Origin of the sequence: Ferrimonas sp., from assembly GCF_048263965.1 — a bacterium.
GTDB lineage: Bacteria > Pseudomonadota > Gammaproteobacteria > Enterobacterales > Shewanellaceae > Ferrimonas.
In genome coordinates this window covers 68,578-87,343 of the sequence record NZ_JBLXDO010000008.1, presented here as the reverse complement: position 1 = coordinate 87,343, position 18,766 = coordinate 68,578, and the positions used below count along the sequence as shown (strand labels likewise).

Annotated in this window: 13 protein-coding genes and 1 riboswitch; of the genes, 3 read left to right on the top strand and 10 right to left on the bottom strand. The window is 60.2% G+C overall.

Annotation, left to right across the window (positions count from 1 at the left end; translation table 11 throughout):
• Positions 1 to 2 precede the first annotated feature (2 nt).
• Positions 3 to 431: an Lrp/AsnC family transcriptional regulator gene (locus tag ACN0RV_RS09340; protein ID WP_245568339.1), complete on the bottom strand. Its 429-nt coding sequence runs from the start codon at positions 429 to 431 to the stop codon at positions 3 to 5.
• Positions 432 to 562: 131 nt separating this feature from the next.
• Here ACN0RV_RS09340 and yjeH point away from each other — a divergent pair, with 131 nt between their 5' ends.
• On the top strand, positions 563 to 1,792 hold the full coding sequence (gene yjeH, locus ACN0RV_RS09335) for an L-methionine/branched-chain amino acid transporter (protein WP_417347353.1): 1,230 nt from the start codon (positions 563 to 565) through the stop codon (positions 1,790 to 1,792).
• A gap of 50 nt (positions 1,793 to 1,842) precedes the next feature.
• On the opposite strand, the gene ACN0RV_RS09330 is transcribed toward yjeH, so the two are convergent.
• Positions 1,843 to 3,057, bottom strand: coding sequence for a 4Fe-4S binding protein (locus ACN0RV_RS09330; RefSeq protein ID WP_417347352.1), 1,215 nt, complete (start codon positions 3,055 to 3,057; stop codon positions 1,843 to 1,845).
• A 170-nt stretch (positions 3,058 to 3,227) separates the two neighbouring features.
• Here ACN0RV_RS09330 and ACN0RV_RS09325 point away from each other — a divergent pair, with 170 nt between their 5' ends.
• Positions 3,228 to 3,821 (top strand): TetR/AcrR family transcriptional regulator, encoded by a 594-nt coding sequence (locus ACN0RV_RS09325; RefSeq protein ID WP_417347351.1) that lies wholly within the window; start codon positions 3,228 to 3,230, stop codon positions 3,819 to 3,821.
• Positions 3,822 to 4,308: 487 nt separating this feature from the next.
• Here the strand turns inward: ACN0RV_RS09325 and ACN0RV_RS09320 are convergent, their stop codons facing one another.
• From ACN0RV_RS09320 to ACN0RV_RS09300, 5 genes are all read right to left on the bottom strand, one after another.
• Positions 4,309 to 5,907, bottom strand: coding sequence for an isocitrate lyase (locus tag ACN0RV_RS09320; RefSeq protein ID WP_417347350.1), 1,599 nt, complete (start codon positions 5,905 to 5,907; stop codon positions 4,309 to 4,311).
• A 27-nt stretch (positions 5,908 to 5,934) separates the two neighbouring features.
• Complete coding sequence (gene aceB, locus ACN0RV_RS09315; protein WP_417347349.1) at positions 5,935 to 7,557, bottom strand: malate synthase A; 1,623 nt, start codon at positions 7,555 to 7,557, stop codon at positions 5,935 to 5,937.
• Between the two features lie 709 nt (positions 7,558 to 8,266).
• Complete coding sequence (locus ACN0RV_RS09310) at positions 8,267 to 11,380, bottom strand: efflux RND transporter permease subunit (protein WP_417347348.1); 3,114 nt, start codon at positions 11,378 to 11,380, stop codon at positions 8,267 to 8,269.
• Between the two features lie 8 nt (positions 11,381 to 11,388).
• A complete protein-coding gene (locus tag ACN0RV_RS09305; RefSeq protein ID WP_417347347.1) occupies positions 11,389 to 12,519 on the bottom strand; it encodes an efflux RND transporter periplasmic adaptor subunit in 1,131 nt (376 codons plus the stop codon).
• A 104-nt stretch (positions 12,520 to 12,623) separates the two neighbouring features.
• A complete protein-coding gene (locus tag ACN0RV_RS09300; RefSeq protein ID WP_417347346.1) occupies positions 12,624 to 13,604 on the bottom strand; it encodes a calcium/sodium antiporter in 981 nt (326 codons plus the stop codon).
• Positions 13,605 to 13,610: 6 nt separating this feature from the next.
• Positions 13,611 to 13,777, bottom strand: a riboswitch (yybP-ykoY riboswitch).
• Between the two features lie 119 nt (positions 13,778 to 13,896).
• Between ACN0RV_RS09300 and ACN0RV_RS09295 the strand changes: the two genes are divergently transcribed.
• Entirely contained in the window at positions 13,897 to 15,582 is a 1,686-nt protein-coding gene (locus ACN0RV_RS09295; RefSeq protein ID WP_417347345.1) for a bifunctional metallophosphatase/5'-nucleotidase, read from the top strand.
• On the opposite strand, the gene ACN0RV_RS09290 is transcribed toward ACN0RV_RS09295, so the two are convergent.
• The 3 genes from ACN0RV_RS09290 to pstB all read right to left on the bottom strand — a co-directional run bounded on the left by ACN0RV_RS09290 (position 15,579) and on the right by pstB (position 18,765).
• The gene (locus tag ACN0RV_RS09290) at positions 15,579 to 16,976 is read right to left on the bottom strand and encodes an APC family permease (protein ID WP_417347344.1); all 1,398 of its coding nucleotides are present in this window, start codon (positions 16,974 to 16,976) and stop codon (positions 15,579 to 15,581) included. The genes ACN0RV_RS09295 and ACN0RV_RS09290 overlap by 4 nt on opposite strands.
• A 250-nt stretch (positions 16,977 to 17,226) precedes the next feature.
• Entirely contained in the window at positions 17,227 to 17,934 is a 708-nt protein-coding gene (gene phoU, locus ACN0RV_RS09285; protein WP_417347343.1) for a phosphate signaling complex protein PhoU, read from the bottom strand.
• A gap of 12 nt (positions 17,935 to 17,946) precedes the next feature.
• The gene (gene pstB / locus ACN0RV_RS09280) at positions 17,947 to 18,765 is read right to left on the bottom strand and encodes a phosphate ABC transporter ATP-binding protein PstB (protein WP_417347342.1); all 819 of its coding nucleotides are present in this window, start codon (positions 18,763 to 18,765) and stop codon (positions 17,947 to 17,949) included.
• Between the last annotated feature and the right edge of the window lies 1 nt (position 18,766).

Genomic DNA, 18,766 nt, shown 5'->3' with positions numbered 1-18,766 from the left:
CTTCAGAGCCACTCGTTCATCACCACATGGGTGGTGATCTTCACCACAGAGGGCAGATCGTTGATCTCGGCGCGGATCTCATGGAGGCGCTGCATGGAGTCCATCTTGACGAACACCAGCAGATCGATGTGACCGCTGATGCCATGGCAGCTCATCACCTCAGGGATCTGGCGAATCACATCGATGATGTCCAGGCAGCTCTTATCCTCATGGATGATCTCGAAGTAGGCACTGATCCCCGACAGCATGGATTGCTGAATCTGAGCCCGGTAACCCCGGATCACCCCGCGCTGCTCCAGCTTCTTGATCCGCTCTGACACCGAGGAGCGCGCCAGGTTGACCTTGTCGGCGATGGCGGCCACCGGCTGACGGGCATCCAGGCGCAGCTCCGCCAGGATCGCCTGATCGAATGAGTCCAGGGTTTGGGGCATCGGTTTTCTCCTGTCGGCGACAGCCGACGATCCGTCGGCAAACTCCGATAGTTTGCGTGCCATTTCCGACGCCGACAAGGAAAATTTAGGCGTACACTTGCCTCTATTATCCCTTAACACCAGAACCAATCATGACCGAATTGAAAGGCACCATAGGGCGCTGGCAGGGGGTGGGACTGATCACCACCTCCCTGCTGGGCACCAGTGTATTCATCCTGCCAGAGCTCACCGTCAAAATGGCGGGAGAGGGGGCGATGTGGGCCTGGATGCTGCTGGTGGCCGCCATCCTGCCCCTGGCGCTGATCTTCGCCGAGTTGGGCAAACGCTTTCCCAACGCCGGCGGTCCCTCCCACTTCGTCCAGCTGGCGTTCGGTCGCCGCCTGGGCACCAGTGTGGGCATGCTGTTCCTGATGGCCGCCCCCATCGGTACCCCGGCGGCGATCATGATGACCTTCGAGTTTATCCGTCCCCTGGTGCACCTGGAGGGCAGCACCCTGCTGCTGGCTCAGCTGGGGATGCTGGCCGGACTCTGGCTGATCAACGTGCGCGGCATGCAGCTCTCCAGCTCCCTGCAACTGGGCCTGACCCTGGCCATCCTGGCGGTGGTGCTGGGAGTCAGTGGCGGCCTGTCCCTGCCCAGCGGGGAAATGCCGCAGTTTACCCCTGGGGTCTGGGGCGCCTTTGCCCTGGCGCTGTGGGCCTACCTGGGTGTGGAGGTGGTCAGCCACCTGTCCGCCGAGTTCAAGCGCCCGGAGCGTGACTTTGTGCCTGCCATGGTGATCGCCACCCTGCTGGTGGCCGCCATCTACCTGCTCTGCACCGCACTGATTCAGGCGCTGCCCGCCGGAGAGGGCCTGGCCATGGTGCGTCTGTTCAACCATGTGCTGGGCGGCGGAGGTGAGCTGGTGGTCGGGGTGCTGGGTACCGCCGCCGGCATCGCCACGGTCAACACCTACCTGGCAGGGATGTCCCGCCTGGGCTGGAGCCTGGCCCAGGAGAAGCAGCTGCCGCCGCTGTTCGCCAGACTCAACCGCCATCGGGTACCTGCCCTGGGCCTTGGGGTGCTGCTGTCGGTGGTGGCCGCCTCCCTGGTGCTGGCCCACGGCTTTGGCTGGGGCTTCGAAACCCTGCTGGAGTCGGTCAATGGCGTGTTCGTGGTGATCTACCTGCTCTCCATGCTGGCCGCCTGGCGTCTGCTGCCCGGTCGTTTCCGCCTTAAGGCCGCCAGTGGCAGCGTTGCCTGTTTGCTGTTCGCCTGGTCCCTGGGCTCTGCCATGGTCTACGGCGCCCTGATCTTCCTGTGCGTCTGGTGGTGGCAGGGGGTGCGAGCCAAACGGCTGAAGCCCTGCCTGGAGCGCTGACGCGCCATGGAGAGATGGAAAAAGGTGCCCCGAGGGCACCTTTTTTCTTGTTAATGCCCCAGGAAGCCCAGGTTGTTCAACAGCAGACTGCGCAGCTCGGGGTCAGTGCTGCTCTGCCACAGGTCCGCCCCATGGAGCAGGAAGGGCAACACCAGCATCACCAGCATCAGCCACAACACCAGGGCCAGGGGCGACAGGGGCAGTCGATGGCCAGGCAGGCTGACGGTCACCGCTCCTTTCACCGGACAGGCACTGACACAGCGCTGACAGCTGTTGCACTCATCGCTGTGCACCGTGCCCCGTTTGTCCACCGGAATCCCCGCCGGACAGGCTCGGGTGCACTTGTCACAGGCCATCTCCTTGGCCTCCTTAAGGCAACGTTGTGGGTTACGACGCACCTTGAAGGGACTCAGCAAGCCACCTATGGCCAGCCAGGCGCCGTAGGGACAAAGATAGCGGCACAGGGCGCCCCGACGCAGGGCCATCACGGCCACCACCAATGCCACACACAGGACGGTTATCAGAGTGGGGCTGGCAAACAGGTACCACATCTTCAGATCCGCCGCCTGATGATACTGACCATTGAGGAAACCGATGGAACCCTTGCCCCCCAGGCTGAGGACGATGGCAACGATGCCCCCCAGCAAGATGTACTTCAGCGAGCGCAGCGGCCAGTCCAGCCAGGCAGGGGGCGTCAGTTTGGCAGGCCAGAACTTCAGTCTCAGTTGATAGAGCCGCTCTCCCAGCCACCCCAGGGGGCAAACCCAACCACAGAAGGCGCGCTTGACCCCAAGGCTTACCAACAGGGTCAGCAGCAGCAGGATCACCCCGGCGGGGTGATGGCCATCCCAGTAGCCCTCAACCAGCCAGGCCTGCAGCTGGATTCCGGCGGCGATGGGCAAAAAGCCATCCACCAGGTCCGGCCGGGCAACCCAGGGCACCCCCTCCCACAGCTGCATCACGTGCAGGGCATACTGGACGGCAATGGCGCCAAAGGAGAGGGCACAGGCGGCCTGGGCATAACCGCGCCACTGATCCACCCTCTTAAGCGCCGGGGGCGGCAGGGTCACCAGGGCCGAGGTCAGCACCATCAAGGCGGCCAGCAACAGGAAGGCGCCCCACACCAGGGGCGCCAGGGCGAGAACCCAGGCGGTTAGCGCCAGGGTGGCGGCCGGTAACCAGCCCATCTTGGGCCAGCGGCTCAGCAGCAGCCAGGCGCCCAGGGCGGCAAACAGAGCCAGAGAGAGGAGTTCGGTAATGGTCACGATGTTCTATCCAGTTGTCCTGTAGTCATTTTTTTCTGCCTCTTCCTGAGAAAATGACCGCGATCCCAACCCGGACAGTCTAATTTGCTCCCAGCCCTTCGCCTAAGGACAATGGCTTGCCTCAGTCCCAACTGAGACAGACCAACCCTTTTGTCCCACCGGAGTGTGTCATGCAAGCAGGCCAGCGCCAGAAGAACCGTACCGTTACTCGGCTGATCAACGCCTTCACCGGGCTGATTGGCCAGCGCCACTATCACGAACTGGGGGTGGCGGAGATCGCCGAGGCGGCGGATGTGGGACGCAGCACCTTCTACCGCCACTTCAAGAGCAAGGCGGATCTGCTGGTGGGGCTGCATCGCAGCATCTTCCTGGATCTGTTTGCGGATCTGCAGAGCAGCGAACAGTGGCTGGCAGACACCCCACCCCCGTCACTGCAGCGCTTCCTGGAGCAATATCAGAGCCGCCATTGTCTGCGCAGGGCGGTGGCCTATCGACTGGGCACAGACACGGGGTACGTCTCCCGACACACCCGGGAGCTGCTCACCACTTTGGTGGAGGAGAACCTGCGCCACTGTTTCGCCGACAAGGCACTGACCCTGCCCTTGCCGCTGCTGGCCCACTCCATCGCCGGCTCCTACGCCTGGATGCTGACCCAGTGGCTCTCGGGAAAACAGAACTACAGCAACGATGAGATGGCCCTGCACATTCACCAGCTGAGCCGCTCTGCCATCACGGCGGCGTTAAAGAGTGAACAGAGAACGTAAAAGCGGGACAAAAAAAGGGGGAGTGGCCGCAAGATCCACTCCCCTAAGCACAAGCAACGTAGCTAAATTGGAAGGATGCCCTTGCTGGGGCTGATGACCATTGATGATTTCCTTTGCACCAAACTTAAGACAATTCGGACACCGCTAGCCAAGAGAAAAGTCTCTTTGCAAGCCCGTTTTGAATCTAAGTCGGTGCCCTCCGGGGTTGGCCTGACACCAGCCTCTCGTCGTCGTTCGATTTTGACTTGGAACCACCAAGCCAGCTATCGAACTTCTCGATTGGCTGTCGTCATTCTCAACCAAAGACTAACCACCAAAGATCAACAGCCCCATAGGGCAGGGTACTCGTGGTACCCCATGGCTGACGGTCGGGAGTCACTCCACTCCGCCAACCCACCGCCCTACTGCATGGCGGTGGATGGAGCACCGGCCTCCAACTGCTCGAAGCCGGTCATGGCGATGGCCGAGGGAGGCCAGCGCCACACCATCAACCGAACTGGTTCATGGTGTTGTCTTTACCCGCTGCCTTCAGGGCCGCGTCACCGGAGAAGTACTCCTTGTGATCGTCACCCATGTCGGAGCCGGCCATGTTCTGGTGCCTCACGCAGGCGATGCCCTGGCGAATCTCCTGACGCTGGACGTTCTTCACGTAGCCCAGCATCCCTTGGTCACCGAAGTACTCCTTGGCCAGGTTGTCGGTGGACAGGGCTGCGGTGTGGTAGGTCGGCAGGGTGATCAGGTGGTGGAAAATCCCCGCTTCACGGGCGGCATCCGCCTGGAAGGTGCGAATCTTGGCATCCGCTTCCTGGGCCAGTTCGGTGGCGTCGTACTCTTCGCTCATCAGGTTGGCACGGTCAAAGGCAGACACATCCTTACCCGCTTCGCTCCAGGCATCGAACACCTGCTGGCGGAAGTTCAGGGTCCAGTTGAAGGAGGGGCTGTTGTTGTAAACCAGCTTGGCGTTGGGCACCACTTCACGGATGCGGTTCACCATGGCGGCAATCTGACCCACGTGCGGCTTCTCGGTCTCGATCCACAACAGGTCGGCACCGTTCTGCAGCGAGGTGATGCAGTCCAGCACCACCCGGTCCTCACCTGTGCCCTTACGGAACTGGAACAGGTTGGAGCGCAGACGCTTAGGCTTGAGCAGCTTGCCGTTGGCCTTGATCACCAGGTCACCGTTGGCGATGTCGTCGGCACTGTCGATGTACTCACCGTCCAGGAAGTTGTTGTACTGGTCACCCAGGTCACCGGGCTCTTCGGTGATGGCGATCTGCTTGGTCAGGCCGGCGCCCAGGGAGTCGGTACGGGCAACGATCACACCGTCATCCACCCCCAGCTCCAGGAAGGCATAACGGACGGCACGGATCTTGGCCAGGAAGTCCTCATGGGGCACGGTTACCTTGCCGTCCTGGTGGCCACACTGCTTCTCATCGGACACCTGGTTCTCAATCTGAATGCAGCAGGCACCGGCTTCAATCATCCTCTTGGCCAGCAGGTAGGTGGCTTCCTCGTTACCGAAGCCGGCATCGATGTCCGCCACGATGGGCACGATGTGGGTCTGATGGTTGTCGATCTGGCTCTGGATCTCCGCTTCCTTGGCACTGTCACCCGCCTCGCGGGCCGCATCCAGGGCACGGAACAGACCGCCCAGCTCACGGGCATCGGCCTGGCGCAGGAAGGTGTACAGCTCCTCAATCAGGCCGGCCACCGAGGTCTTCTCATGCATGGACTGATCCGGCAGAGGGCCAAACTCGGAACGCAGGGCCGCCACCATCCAACCGGACAGGTACAGGTAGCGACGATCGGTGCTGTTGAAGTGTTTCTTAATGGAGATCATCTTCTGCTGACCGATGAAACCGTGCCAGCAACCCAGGGACTGGGTGTACTGGGAAGGGTCGTTGTCGTAGCGCTCCATGTCGGCCCGCATGATCTTGGCGGTGTAGCGAGCGATATCCAGGCCGGTCTTAAACTTGTTCTGCGCCTTCATCCGGGCGGCGTACTCCGGGTTGATGGCGTTCCAGGCACTGCCTTGAGACCCAATCAAAGTGGCTGCGTTGTCGATGTCTGACTTGTAGGTGGACATAGTGTTACTCCTTGAAATTGCAAATCCTTAAGAAACCGTTTCTTGGGTCAAAATCTGGTAGCCAGACAGGGTCAGGAACTCTGCCAGCTCATCGGCTGTGGTCAGCTGCTCGAACAGTTCGGCAGCCCGGTCGAAGGCGCCGCCGTTGAAGCGCTCATCACCCAATTCGTTGCGTACCACCTTGAGCTCCTCTTTCAGCATGGAGCGAAACAGATCGGCGGTCACCAGCTGACCATTGCTCAGATGCTTGCCGTGCTTGATCCACTGCCAGATGGAGGAACGGGAGATCTCGGCGGTAGCGGCGTCTTCCATCAATCCATAGATGGGCACGCAGCCGTTGCCGGTGATCCAGGCTTCGATGTACTGCACCGCGATGCGGATATTGGCGCGCATGCCCGCCTCGGTGGCTTCCCCTTCGCAGGGCATCAGCAGCTCACGGGCGGTGATGGGGGCATCCACATCCCGGGTAATGTGCAGCTGGTTGTCCATGTCGGGACCGATGTGGTCGTTGAACACCGCCATGGCGGTATCCGCCAGACCCGGATGCGCCACCCAGGTGCCGTCGTGACCGTTGCGGGCTTCCAGCTCCTTGTCCTGGTTCACCTTGGCCAACACCTGCTCCTGCTTGGCGGGATCCTTAGCGGGAATAAAGGCCGCCATGCCGCCCATGGCCAGGGCGCCGCGCTTGTGACAGGTCTTGATCAGCAGTCGTGAGTAGGCTGACAGGAAAGGCTTGTCCATGGTCACCTGCTGGCGATCCGGCAGTACCCGGTCGGGATAGCTGCGCAGTGTCTTGATGTAGCTGAAGATGTAGTCCCAGCGTCCGCAGTTCAGCCCGACGATGTTGTTGCGCAGTTCGTAGAGGATCTCGTCCATCTCGAACACCGCCGGCAGAGTCTCAATCAGGCAGGTCACCTTGATGGTGCCGGGCTGCAGACAGAACTTCTCTTCGGTGTAGGCAAACACCTGGGCCCACCAGCGCGCTTCCATATGACTCTGCAGCTTGGGAATGTAGAAGTAGGGGCCGGAGCCCTTCTTCAGCAGGGTACGGTAGTTGTGGTAGAAGTAGAGGGCGAAGTCCATCAGGGCACCGGGAATGGTCTCCCCGTTGAACAGTACATGGTTTTCCTTCAGGTGCAGGCCACGAACCCGGGCTATCAGAACCGCTGGATCCTCATCCAGCTGGTAGTGCTTGCCGTTGGCAGGGTTGGTGTACTCAATGGTGCCTTCCACCGCATCCTTCAAGTTCTGCTGTCCCTCAATCACCTTATCCCAGGCGGGGGCCAGTGAATCTTCGAAGTCAGCCATAAACACCTTTACCCTGGCATTCAGGGCGTTGATCACCATCTTGCGCTCAACCGGCCCGGTGATCTCTACGCGACGATCCCGCAGATCCTCAGGGATCCCCAGAATCTTCCAGTCACCGTCACGAATGTCCCTGGTCTCGGGCAGAAAGTCGGGCAACTGGCCCGCATCCACCATCGCCTGGCGGGCTTCTCGCCCTGCCAGCAGCTGCTTCACGCCGGGCGCAAAACGCCCTGCCAGATCCGCCAGAAACGCCAGTGCATCCTCACTTAGGATCGTGTCGTATTCCGGCTTATGAGGACCGATAACCTTTAACCCCTGCGCTAACTCCGTAATCTGGCTCATTTGGCGCACCTCCAGTGCAACTTTCATTTGTAACTAGAAAACCACTTTGCTTGGAAACAAGCTTAGACCACTTCCGGTCAAGATATGCCCTAAAGGCTGTCTAATTAACCTGCTACAGGGTGAATTTAAGATCAACAGCCAAAAGACAGTTTTTTTGCAGAAACATGTCAAATTGCTGATTTAAAAGGATATTTAATTAGAACAAATGCTTTAAACGGTAGTTTTAATCATTCGACTGAAATTTGCCGATCGGATTCTACGCCTTTAGTCTAATATTGTGGTTATTTTCCTACATTTGATTTTCAGGCAGGGTATTTATTCGCCTTTATTCACTAATATTCACAAGTCCGCCGTTAGCGAGATATTGATTCCCCAAGCCTGGGTAATGGCGAATATTTCGGTATAAGGCTGTTTTACCTAGTTTTTGATCTGTCTCGGCAGAAAATCACCAACACAGGGACTGGAAAGGGTCAAGGGGGCAGGCGCCGGCTTTTCTCATCTTTTCTGAAGGGGGGTGATGGAAGATAACGTGCGTGGGATCACGGGTTTGACGACAACGAAATGATTTGCTGCGCGATTCGGGCCATTCCACCGCCAACGGAGAACCAGGCAAAATTGCCCCCCGAAGAGCGCCAACATGGCGTTATCAGTGCCGTGAAGACACAAAAGTGGGGGCCGAAGCCCCCACTGTTTTGTTCCGCTTAGGCGATTAACCCGATTGCCCCTTCACCTTTTCACGCATGCTTTGCAGCAGGTAATAGAACACAGGCACCAGCAGGGTGCCTACCACCCCGGCCATCACCATGCCGCCAAACACCGCGTAACCCAGGCTGTTGCGGCTCTCGGCCCCGGCTCCTGTGGCCACCACGAGAGGCAGCACGCCAAGGATAAAGGAGAACGCGGTCATCAATACCGCCCTAAAACGCAGTCTGGCCGCGGTCACCGCCGAGTCCACGACACCCACGCCGCTTTCCCGCTGCTGTTTGGCAAACTCCACAATGAGGATGGCGTTCTTCGACGCCAGGCCAATCAGCAGTACCAGGCCGATCTGGGTGTAGAGGTTCACCTCCGACCCTGCCAGCCACACATGGAGGAAGGCCCCCAGCACGGCCACAGGCACCGCCAGCATCACCGCCAGGGGAATGGTCCAGCTTTCATACTGGGCCACCAGGAACAGGTAGGTGAACACCAGGGCCAGGCTGAAGATCAGCGGTGCCAGGTTGCCCGCCTTGATCTCCTGGTAGGTCTGCCCGGTCCAGCTGAAGCTGTACCCGGCCGGCAAGTTACCCGCCGCCACCTGTTCCATGGCCGCCACCGCTTGGCCGGAACTGAACCCGGGGGCGGGAATGCCGTTGATCACCGCGGAGCCATAGAGGTTGTAGTTGTTGACCACCTCGGGCCCCAGGATCGGTTCCACTCGGGTCAGGGTCGAGAGAGGCACCATCTCCCCCTGGGCGGTGCGCACATAGAAACGGGAGATATCCCGGTCGGAGTTGCGGTACTCCTCCTCCGCCTGCAGCATCACCCGGAACACCTTGCCAAAGCGGTTGAAGTCGTTGACGTAGTTTCCGCCCAGTTGGGTCTGCAAGGTGGAGAACACCTCGGTCAGGGGGATCCCCAAGGCCTTGGCCTGGTTGCGATCCACATCCACGAACAGTTGAGGGGTATCGGCGCGGAAGTTACTGAAAGCCATGGCGATCTCCGGGCGGCCATTGGCTTCGATGATCAATCCTCGCATCACCTGGGCCAGCTCGGCGGCACTGCGGCCCATGTTGTCCTGCAACACGAACTCGAAGCCGCCGACGGCCCCCACCCCAGGCAGGGGCGGCAGCGCAAACACCATCGCCTGCAGTAGCGGATTCTGGGCGTAGATCCCCTGCAGCTGGCGCATGATCGCCTTGTCGGTCAGCTCCGGCGACAGGCGATCGTCCCAGTCATCCAGCACCACCACCAGCAGGCCGCCGTTGGAGGAGACCGAACCGGAGAGCACCGAGAACCCCGACGCATGGATGACGGAGTTGACACCGGGCACCGCCAGGGTTTGATCCACCATCTGGGCCATCGCCGCCTCGGTACGGTTGAGGGAGGCACCGTTGGGCAACTGAACGTCCACCAGGAAGGATTTCTTGTCCTCGGCGGGCACGAAGCCGGTCGGCAGAGAGCTACCCAGCCAGGCGGTGGCGCCGATGGCGGCCACGAAGGCCAGCATCGCCAGGCCGCTGCGACGGATCAGAACCCCCACCCAGCCACTGTATCCCAGGGTCAGCTTGTCGAAGTTGCGGTTGAAGTCCCCGAAGGGACCGGTGGTCTTGGGCTGCGGCGCCTTGAGCACCGAGGCGCAGATCGCCGGTGACAGGGTCAGGGCGTTGACCGAGGAGATCAGCACCGCCACACAGATGGTCACCGAGAACTGGGCGTACATCTGGCCGGTGATCCCCGGCATCACCGCCGTGGGGGCAAACACCGCCAGCAGCACCAGGGTGGTGGCCACCACAGGACCGGTCACCTCCTCCATCGCCTTGATGGTGGCCGCCTTGGCGTCCAGCCCCTCATCCGCCATGATGCGGCTGACGTTCTCCACCACCACGATGGCGTCATCCACCACGATGCCGATGGCCAGGATAAGGGCAAACAGGGAGATGGTGTTGATGGTCATCCCCCCCACCAGCAGGAACACAAAGGTACCCACCAGGGAGACCGGGATGGCGATTCCCGGCACCAGAGTGGCCCGGAAATCCTGCAGGAACAGGTAGACCACGGCGATCACCAGGGCCACAGACACGAACAGGGTGGTCACCACCTCCCTGATGGAGACAGTCACAAACTCCGTGGTGTCGTAGAGGATGGTGTATTCCATGTCCTGGGGGAAGTTCTGACGGAGCAGCGCCATCTGCTCACGCACCGACTTGGCCACCTCCAGGGCGTTGGCGTCCGGGCTCTGATAGACGGCGATGATGGCGCTGGGGGCATTGTTGAGCTGGCCCTGGGCATCATAGGTCTGGGAGCCCAGCTCCACCCGGGCGATGTCACCAATCACCACCTTGGAACCGTCGGGGTTGGAGCGCAGCACCACCTGCTCGAACTCCTCCACCTCAACCAGTCGCCCCCGGGTCTGCAGACTCAGCTGAAACTGCTGGTCCGGGGAGATGGGCGCAGAGCCGATGCGGCCCGCCGGCACCTGGATGTTCTGCTCCTGCAGCGCCGCCTGCACATCACTGGCGGTAATGGCCAGGGCGGCCATCCGGTCCGGATCCAGCCAGATCCTCATGGCGTAATCCAGGCCACCGATGATCTGCACCTCGGACACCCCGCCCTGACGGGCCAGTACGTCCTTCACGTTCAAGGTGGCGTAGTTGGTGAGGAACAGGGAGTCCAGGCTACCTTCCGGCGCCACCAGGTTCACCAGCATCAGGAAGTTGGGGCTCTGTTTCTTCACCCGAACCCCCTGCTTGGTCACCGTCTCCGGCAGCCTGGGCAGGGCCTGCTGCACCCGGTTCTGTACGTTCACCTGAGCGGCATCCGCGTCGGTGCCCACCTCGAAGGTGACCGTCAGCGAGTAACTGCCATCGTTGGCGGACTTGGAGGACATGTAGATCATATCCTCCACCCCGTTGACCTCGGCTTCGATCACCTGGGCGACGGTATCCTTGACCACCTCGGCGCTGGCTCCGGAGAAACTGGTGGTGACATTGATCTGCGGCGGCGACACATCGGGAAACTCCGCCACCGGCAGCAGGGGAATGGAGAGCAGTCCCGACAGAGTCAGGACAATGGAGATAACGAAGGCAAACTTGGGCCTGAAGACAAAGAAACGACTGATCATACTGCCCCCTAACCCTGGTTAAAGGGGGTGGCACTGCGCTCAGTGGCCTTCACTTCCACCCCGGGGCGGATCTTCTGCAAACCCTCCACCACCACTTGTTCGCCATCCTTGAGGCCTTCGCGGACCTCCCAGTCCACGCCGAACTGCTGGCCCAGGGTCACCAGGCGCTTCTCCACCTTGTTCTCGGCGTCGACCACGAACACGTAACGCCCCTGCTGATCCTGCTGCACCGAGGCCTGGGGCACCAACAGCGCCATCTCGGTCTCCGGCGCCTTCACCACCACGGTGACATAGGTGCCGGGAAGGACAAACTCGTCGGGGTTGGGGAAAGTGGCCCGCATCTCGATGGTGCTGGTGGCTGCATCCACCCGGTTGGAGACGTAATCCACCTTACCCTGGTGGGCATACTCATCGCCATTGGGCAATCTCAGGTTAAGAATGAGATCTTCCAGCCTGGGCAGGGCACTGGGGTTCTCCCGGATCACCCGGTAGGCGTTGGACATCTCCCGGGCCGACACCTGGAAGGTCACCCGGATGGGATCCACCTGAACCAGGGTGGCCAGATCCTGCTGCAGGTTGATGAGATCCCCTTGAGAGATCAATGCGGTGGAGATCTTGCCTGCGATGGGGGCGGTCACCTTGGTGTAGGAGAGTTTGAGCTCGGCGGCCTCAAGGGCGGACTGTGCCTGGACCATCTGAGCTTCGGTCTGCAGCTTGTTGGCGGTGAGAGAGTCCATGTCGGTGGCGGAGATCATGCCATCGGGAAACAACTTCTTGCCCCGGCGCCAGTTGAGGATCGCCACATCACGAGCGGCGACGGCCCTCTGCAGCTCGGCGGCCACCTGGGCACGCTCCGCCTGGTAGGGGGCCGGATCAATTTCAAACAGCAGCGCCCCCTGCTCCACATGGTCGCCCTCGATGAAGTGGCGTTTGAGCATGGGACCTGACACCTGGGCCTGGATGCTCACATCCTCGCTGGCCTGGGTCCGGCCCACGTATTCCATGCTGTAGGTCACCGGCTTCAAGGCCACCGTGGTTGTGGTGACACTGGGCGGAGGCGGAGGGGGGGCCGTGGTGGCCTGGTTACAGCCTCCTAACAGGGCCAACGACACGAAACCTAACCAGGCTATCCCTCTCATAGAGCTGCTCCTTACCCTTGGAAATTTGCATACTTGCAACTTTCCTGAGCATATCACAGCTCATCTATTGACCAAGTTTCAACTTACTGAATTGATCAATTTTTTTACGCTTGTGACAGCACTTCCAGCGTCAGCAATCCCATGTATCCCGCAAAGCCAATAAGCAAGAGAGCCCCCGCCAGCCGGTTCATGGGCACATAGGGTGCCCGGCCGTGACGGTAACGGGCCAGCAGGAAGAACAAGCCTGGGATCAGGGTCAGGGCAAACATCGCCGGCACGTCCCTGGCCATCACCTGCTCAGGCAGGGTCATACCGTCTCCTATCAGCCCGGGAAACGCCAATACCCCGAGCAGGTTGAAGATGTTGGAGCCCACCACGGTGGCCAGGGTCATGTCATACAGGCCCCGACGCACTCCAGCCACCGCCGCTGCCAGCTCCGGCAGGCTGGTGCCAAAGGCGATCACCGTCAAGCCAATCACCAGCTCACTGACCCCAAAGGCCCGAGCCAACTCGACACTGCCCCACACCATCACCTGGGAGCTGGAGAGCAGCAGCACCAGCATCAGCACGGTCTCCGCCATGGCGCGCCCCCGGCCTATCTGCAAAAACTCCACCTCCAGCTCCTCCTCGCTGTTGTGGCTGCGGCCCAGGTAGATGCCGTAGGCGATCATCGCCCCCAGCAACGCCAGCCCCTGGGGCCAACCCAGGGATCCGCCCATCAGCACCAGGGCGGCATAGGTCATCACCAACAACAGGATGGGAAACTCCCGCTTGAGAAAGCGGCGGCTGATCATCAGCGGGGTCACCAGGGCACAGATCCCCAGCACCAGACCGGTATTGATGATGTTGGAACCGATGGCATTGCCCACGGAGAGACCATCGGCACCATTGGCTGCCGCCACCGCACTCACCAACAGCTCGGGGGCCGAGGTACCGAACGCCACTATGGTCATGCCGATAAATACAATGGAGAGGCCAAAATGACGCGCCAGGGTTGCGGCAGACGCAATCAACCTGTCGGCACTGACACTCAGCACCAGGAAGCCACCGAGAACGGCGAGTATGGGAAGCAGTAATGAAGACATAGATACAACTCAGAGGGCAGATAACACGAACGCACCCTCCCCTGCCCTCACCGGAGATGGCCCGTTCGAGTCTCACCAAGCTAAGGCCTAAGCCCCGCCGGCAACACCACAGCCGAATGGCCGAGGATGTTGATGTTGCCCCCTGCTTTTGCAGGGCGATTACTCCCCCGAAGTCGGCGGCCATTATAATGGGAGTCTCCATACCAATGCCAGCATGAATTGGCTTCTGTCATCATGATTGTGATGGAAAGTGCTACACTGGTCGGCCTCACCGTCCGTACCACAGAGTAAGATGACCGAACACCGCCCCCTGAGCCTGACCCTGGCCCACCTGAATGACACCCACTCGCACTTCGATGCCAGCCGGCTCAAACTCACTCTGCCAGAGCTGGGAGAACTCTTTGCCGAGTGTGGCGGCTATGCCCGACTGTGCAGCGCCGTAGACAGGGCCAAATCCGACGCCGTTGAAGAGAATCGGCACTTGCTGCTGGTGCACGCCGGCGACTGCTTCCAGGGATCACTCTACTTCTCTCACTTCAAGGGGAAGATGAACGCAGTACTCAACAACCAGCTGGACCTGGACGCCATGGCTCTGGGCAACCATGAGTTCGATCTGGGCAACCCGCCGCTGTCCGCCTTCCTCGACCACATTCAGTTCCCCATGCTCAGCGCCAATATGGACCTGAGCCAGGAGGCGCCATCCAAAGAGAACCCCATGCGCGGCAAGCCGGGGCTCTACGATTTCGACGAAGACGTTGGCCATGGTCGCTACCTGGTGCGTCATTTCGACGGTGAACCCGTGGCCCTGTTCGGCCTGTCGCCGGACAACATGACGGAGCTGGCCTGCGCCGACCCGGACACCCTGTTTCTTGACTGTCTCACCACGGCCCAGACAACGGTGGCCGCCATCCGACGAGAGGGGATCAACAAGATCATCCTGCTCAGCCACCTGGGCTACGACAGGGACTTGATGCTGGCCGAGCAACTGGATCAGGTGGCGGCAATCATCGGCGGCCATACCCACACCCTGCAGGGCCACTTCGATAATCTGGGGCTGGGCGGCCGCGACCATTATGGCGTGGTGATCAATGGCACCGCCGTGGTCCAGGCCGGCTGTAACGCCCTGTTTCTGGGACAGTTGAAGTTGGATCTCAACGCAGACGGCAGCCTGGATCGGGTGGACGGGGGCAATCTGCTGCTACTGGGACACAGCCTCAGCCGGGACTCGGGGGGGCGGACGCCTCTGACTCCGCCCGAAGAGGAGCAGGCCTGGGCCTACCTGGAAGCTCAGGACAACCTGTGGCAGGTGACGCCGGATCCCAAGGTGCACCGACTCATCGAAGAGCACTATCGCCCCAAGATCCTGGAGTTTGAGCGACAGAAGATCGCCCTGGCTCAGCGGGATCTGCGCCATATCCGCATTCCCGATGACAAGGGCGGCAGCGAGGTCGCCCCTCTGCTGGCACAAGCGATGCGCTGGCAGGCCAGGGAACTGGGCCTGGAAACCGACTTCGGACTGCACAACGCCGGCGGCACCCGCGCCTCCATACCCCAGGGCCAGGTGAGCGCCGGCTGGATCGCCGGAACCCTGGCTCCCTTCGCCATCGGCGTCGAACGTTATCGCCTCTCCGGCCAGGAGCTGGCGGATACCCTGGAGTCCGCCATCAACAACGCCACCAACAATGGCGTGGTGGGGACCGGCACCGGCAGTTACCCCTACGCCGCCGGCCTGCGCTTCCACTACCAGGCCGATGCCCCCATGGGGGAACGGATTCGGAATCTGCAGATAGACAAGGGGGGGCAATGGCAACCGATTCAACCCGACGCCCTCTACTATGGTGTCTCCACCGGCTACACCGCCGCCGGCAAGGAGGGCTACTACCCCCTGGCCCGGCTTCCCCAACCGCCTCAGGAGCTGGGGCTGACCATCGCCGAGGCGGTGATCGCCCACTGGCGGCACCTGGGTACCCTGAGTTAAAGGAAAGCCTGGTCCATTTTATGCGTCTGGTTTCGATTTTCAGAGGCGCGCTTCACCACCGCCTCGCCCATGACCAGGGTCAGCACCACACCACAAAGGACCGGGCCGCTGTAGTGCCAATCCACCTCAGAAGCACTGAGGCCGGGAAAGATAAACAGAATAATGGCGGCAGTAATCACCAGCAGACACTGCCCCGCATAGACCCCTTGCACCATCAGATTTCCAGATACACGGTAGGGCCGAGACCTCTTGGGATCTTGCAGGCGCAGTTTCACGTGCGCCGGAAACATCATCAGATAGGGGAGCAGCGCAATGCAGGAGGAGAAAGCAAACAGTGACCAGAACAGGTCGTCTGCACTCTTGGCAAACAGGGCATGGATAAGGATCACCGCAGTGGACACCAGCCCGGTCAGGGTGTTGGCCCCCACTGGTGTGCCGTAACGCTGAGACAGTTTGCCCCAAGGCCGTGGCAGTTCACCCTCGGCAGATGCTTCTGCCGCCGCTCTGGAGCTACCCATGGTCCAGGCCACCATATTGCCCAACAGAGTCAGCAGAGTCAGCCCGCCCACCAGTTTTACCATCAACGCCCCTAAGGACAGGTCAGCAAACAGGATCCTCAGGGTATCCACCACGCCGGACAACAGGCCCACCTCCCCTTCCGGTAGGGCCATCAGAATGCCAACTGTACTGAACAGATAGAGGCCGGCAGTCAGTCCAATGGACAGAAACAACGATTTGGGCAGTTCACGCACAGCCGACATCTCCCCCGACAGGGTAGCCACCAACTCAAAACCAATCACATTGAACACCAGTGCGGGCAAAAAAGCGGAGACATTACTGGCCGAGGGGAGCATGGCGGATAGGGTAAACTCGTTGGCCATGCCATGGGTCATGCCGTACCAGAAGCCGCCGCCGCCAAGCAATAGAATAACCAGTATCTTCAGGCTGGCACCAACCTTGGTGACCCAAACGCCTATGTCAGCGCTGAGGTTACAGATCCACACAGTCAACCAGGTGAGAAAAATACACATGGTGACCTGCCAGGGCAGTGACAACCCTGGCGCAAACAGCTCTACAAAAATACCAGCAAACAGGATGTAGACCGCAGGCATCCACAGCCCCACGTTGATCCAGTAGAGCCATGAGGTACGGGCCGCCCAGCGACGACCAAAAGCTCTGAGTACCCAATCATAAATGCCTCCCTGACCGGGATAAGTGGTGCTCAACTCCGAGGTGATCTTGCCATAGGGGATAACGAACACCACCAGGGTCAACAGAAGCCAGCCGATGGCACAGACGCCAATGGACGCCACTGCGGTAAGTGTATCGAGACTGATCACTGCGCACAGCGTAAACAGGGCAGCGCCCCCGACCCCCATAGTCCCCTTTTTCACCGATGACTCCCTCTTACCTTAAGCCACAGACCCAATTGCAGGGTCAATAGCTGCCTTCCCTAGCCATATCAAGCAGCCATGATTGCACAATGAAAGGCGCAAATATCCCTTACAAATCAGATTATAAGAATGAAATTAAGCAAACTTGACGTATTGTGACTGGCCTCCCAGTCACAATAAGAAGGGAGTAAAACGGATCAACAAAGCCGGGCACCAGGCCCGGCTTTCACGAACAGGAAGGACCACAGGGTTAACCCAACAGGTCTTCCATATCCTCGGTATCCATGTGGCGCACGTCCTTACCCTTCACAAAGTAGATAACGTACTCACAGATGTTCTGACAGCGGTCACCAATGCGCTCCAGGGCGCGGGCAGCCCACATCACATCCAGGATGCCGGGGATGGAGCGCGGGTCCTCCATCATGAAGGTCATCAGCTGACGGAACACCGCTTCGAACTCCTTATCCAGCTTACGATCCTCCTTGTGCAGGCGGAACGCAGCGTCGATGTCCATGCGGGCAAAGGCATCCAGGGTGTCGTGCAGCATACGGGCGGAGTGGCGGCCCATGGCCTCCATGGAGACCAACATCCCCTTGCGGTTGCCTTCGTTATTGTCGATCACCGCCTTGGCCACGCGTACACAGGCATCACCGATACGTTCGAGGTCGGCGGTGGTTTTGGAGATCGCCAGGATCAGGCGCAGATCGGAGGCCGCAGGCTGGCGTTTGGCGATGATGCGGGCACACTCCTCGTCAATTTTCACTTCCATGGAGTTGATCTTACGATCGGCGCTCATCACCTTGCGGGCCAGTTCTCCGTCACCGCTTTGCAGCGCCTCCAGGGCATCGTTCAGCTGCTGCTCCAGCAAGCCGCCCATGGCCATCACTTGGCTGCGAACATCCTCCAGCTCCACATTGAACTGTCCGGAGATGTGTCTTCCCAGGTTGTTGTTGTCCATCGGCTTCAATCCTTATCCGTAACGACCGGTAATGTAGTCTTCGGTCTTTTTCTTCGCTGGCGTGGTAAACAGGGTGTTGGTGTCACTGTACTCGATCAACTCGCCCATATACATGAAGGCGGTCTGATCGGACACACGAGCCGCCTGCTGCATGTTGTGGGTCACAATCACCACGGTGAACTGGTCCTTGAGGGTGTGAATCAGCTCCTCAATGGTCAGGGTGGAGATGGGGTCCAGAGCCGAAGTGGGCTCATCCAGCAATAGCACTTCAGGTTGAATGGCGATGGCGCGGGCGATCACCAGACGCTGCTGCTGACCACCGGAGAGGCCAAAGGCGTTGTCGTGCAGCCGATCCTTCACCTCGTCCCACAGGGCGGCGCCCTTCAGGGCGCTCTCTACCGCGTCGTCCAGCTCACGGCGGTTGTTGACGCCCTGCAGGCGCAGGCCGTACACCACGTTTTCATAGATCGACTTGGGGAAGGGGTTTGGACGCTGGAACACCATGCCCACGTTGCGGCGCAGAGAGGCCACATCCACATGCTTGCCGTAGATGTCGTCGTTGTTGAGCAGAATCTGCCCCTCCACCCGACAGCTGTCCACCAGATCGTTCATCCGGTTCAGGCAGCGCAGCAGGGTGGACTTACCACAACCTGAGGGGCCGATGAAGGCAGTCACCTGGTTACGGGGAATCTTCATGGTAATGCCGGACAACGCCTGCTTGTCACCATAGAAGAGATCCAGGTTATTGATGTCAAACGCGGTCATCTCAGGCGACAGCTGTTTCAGATCCAGCGGCGCCGAGGATTTGTTCAGGGTTTCAATAGCAATCATC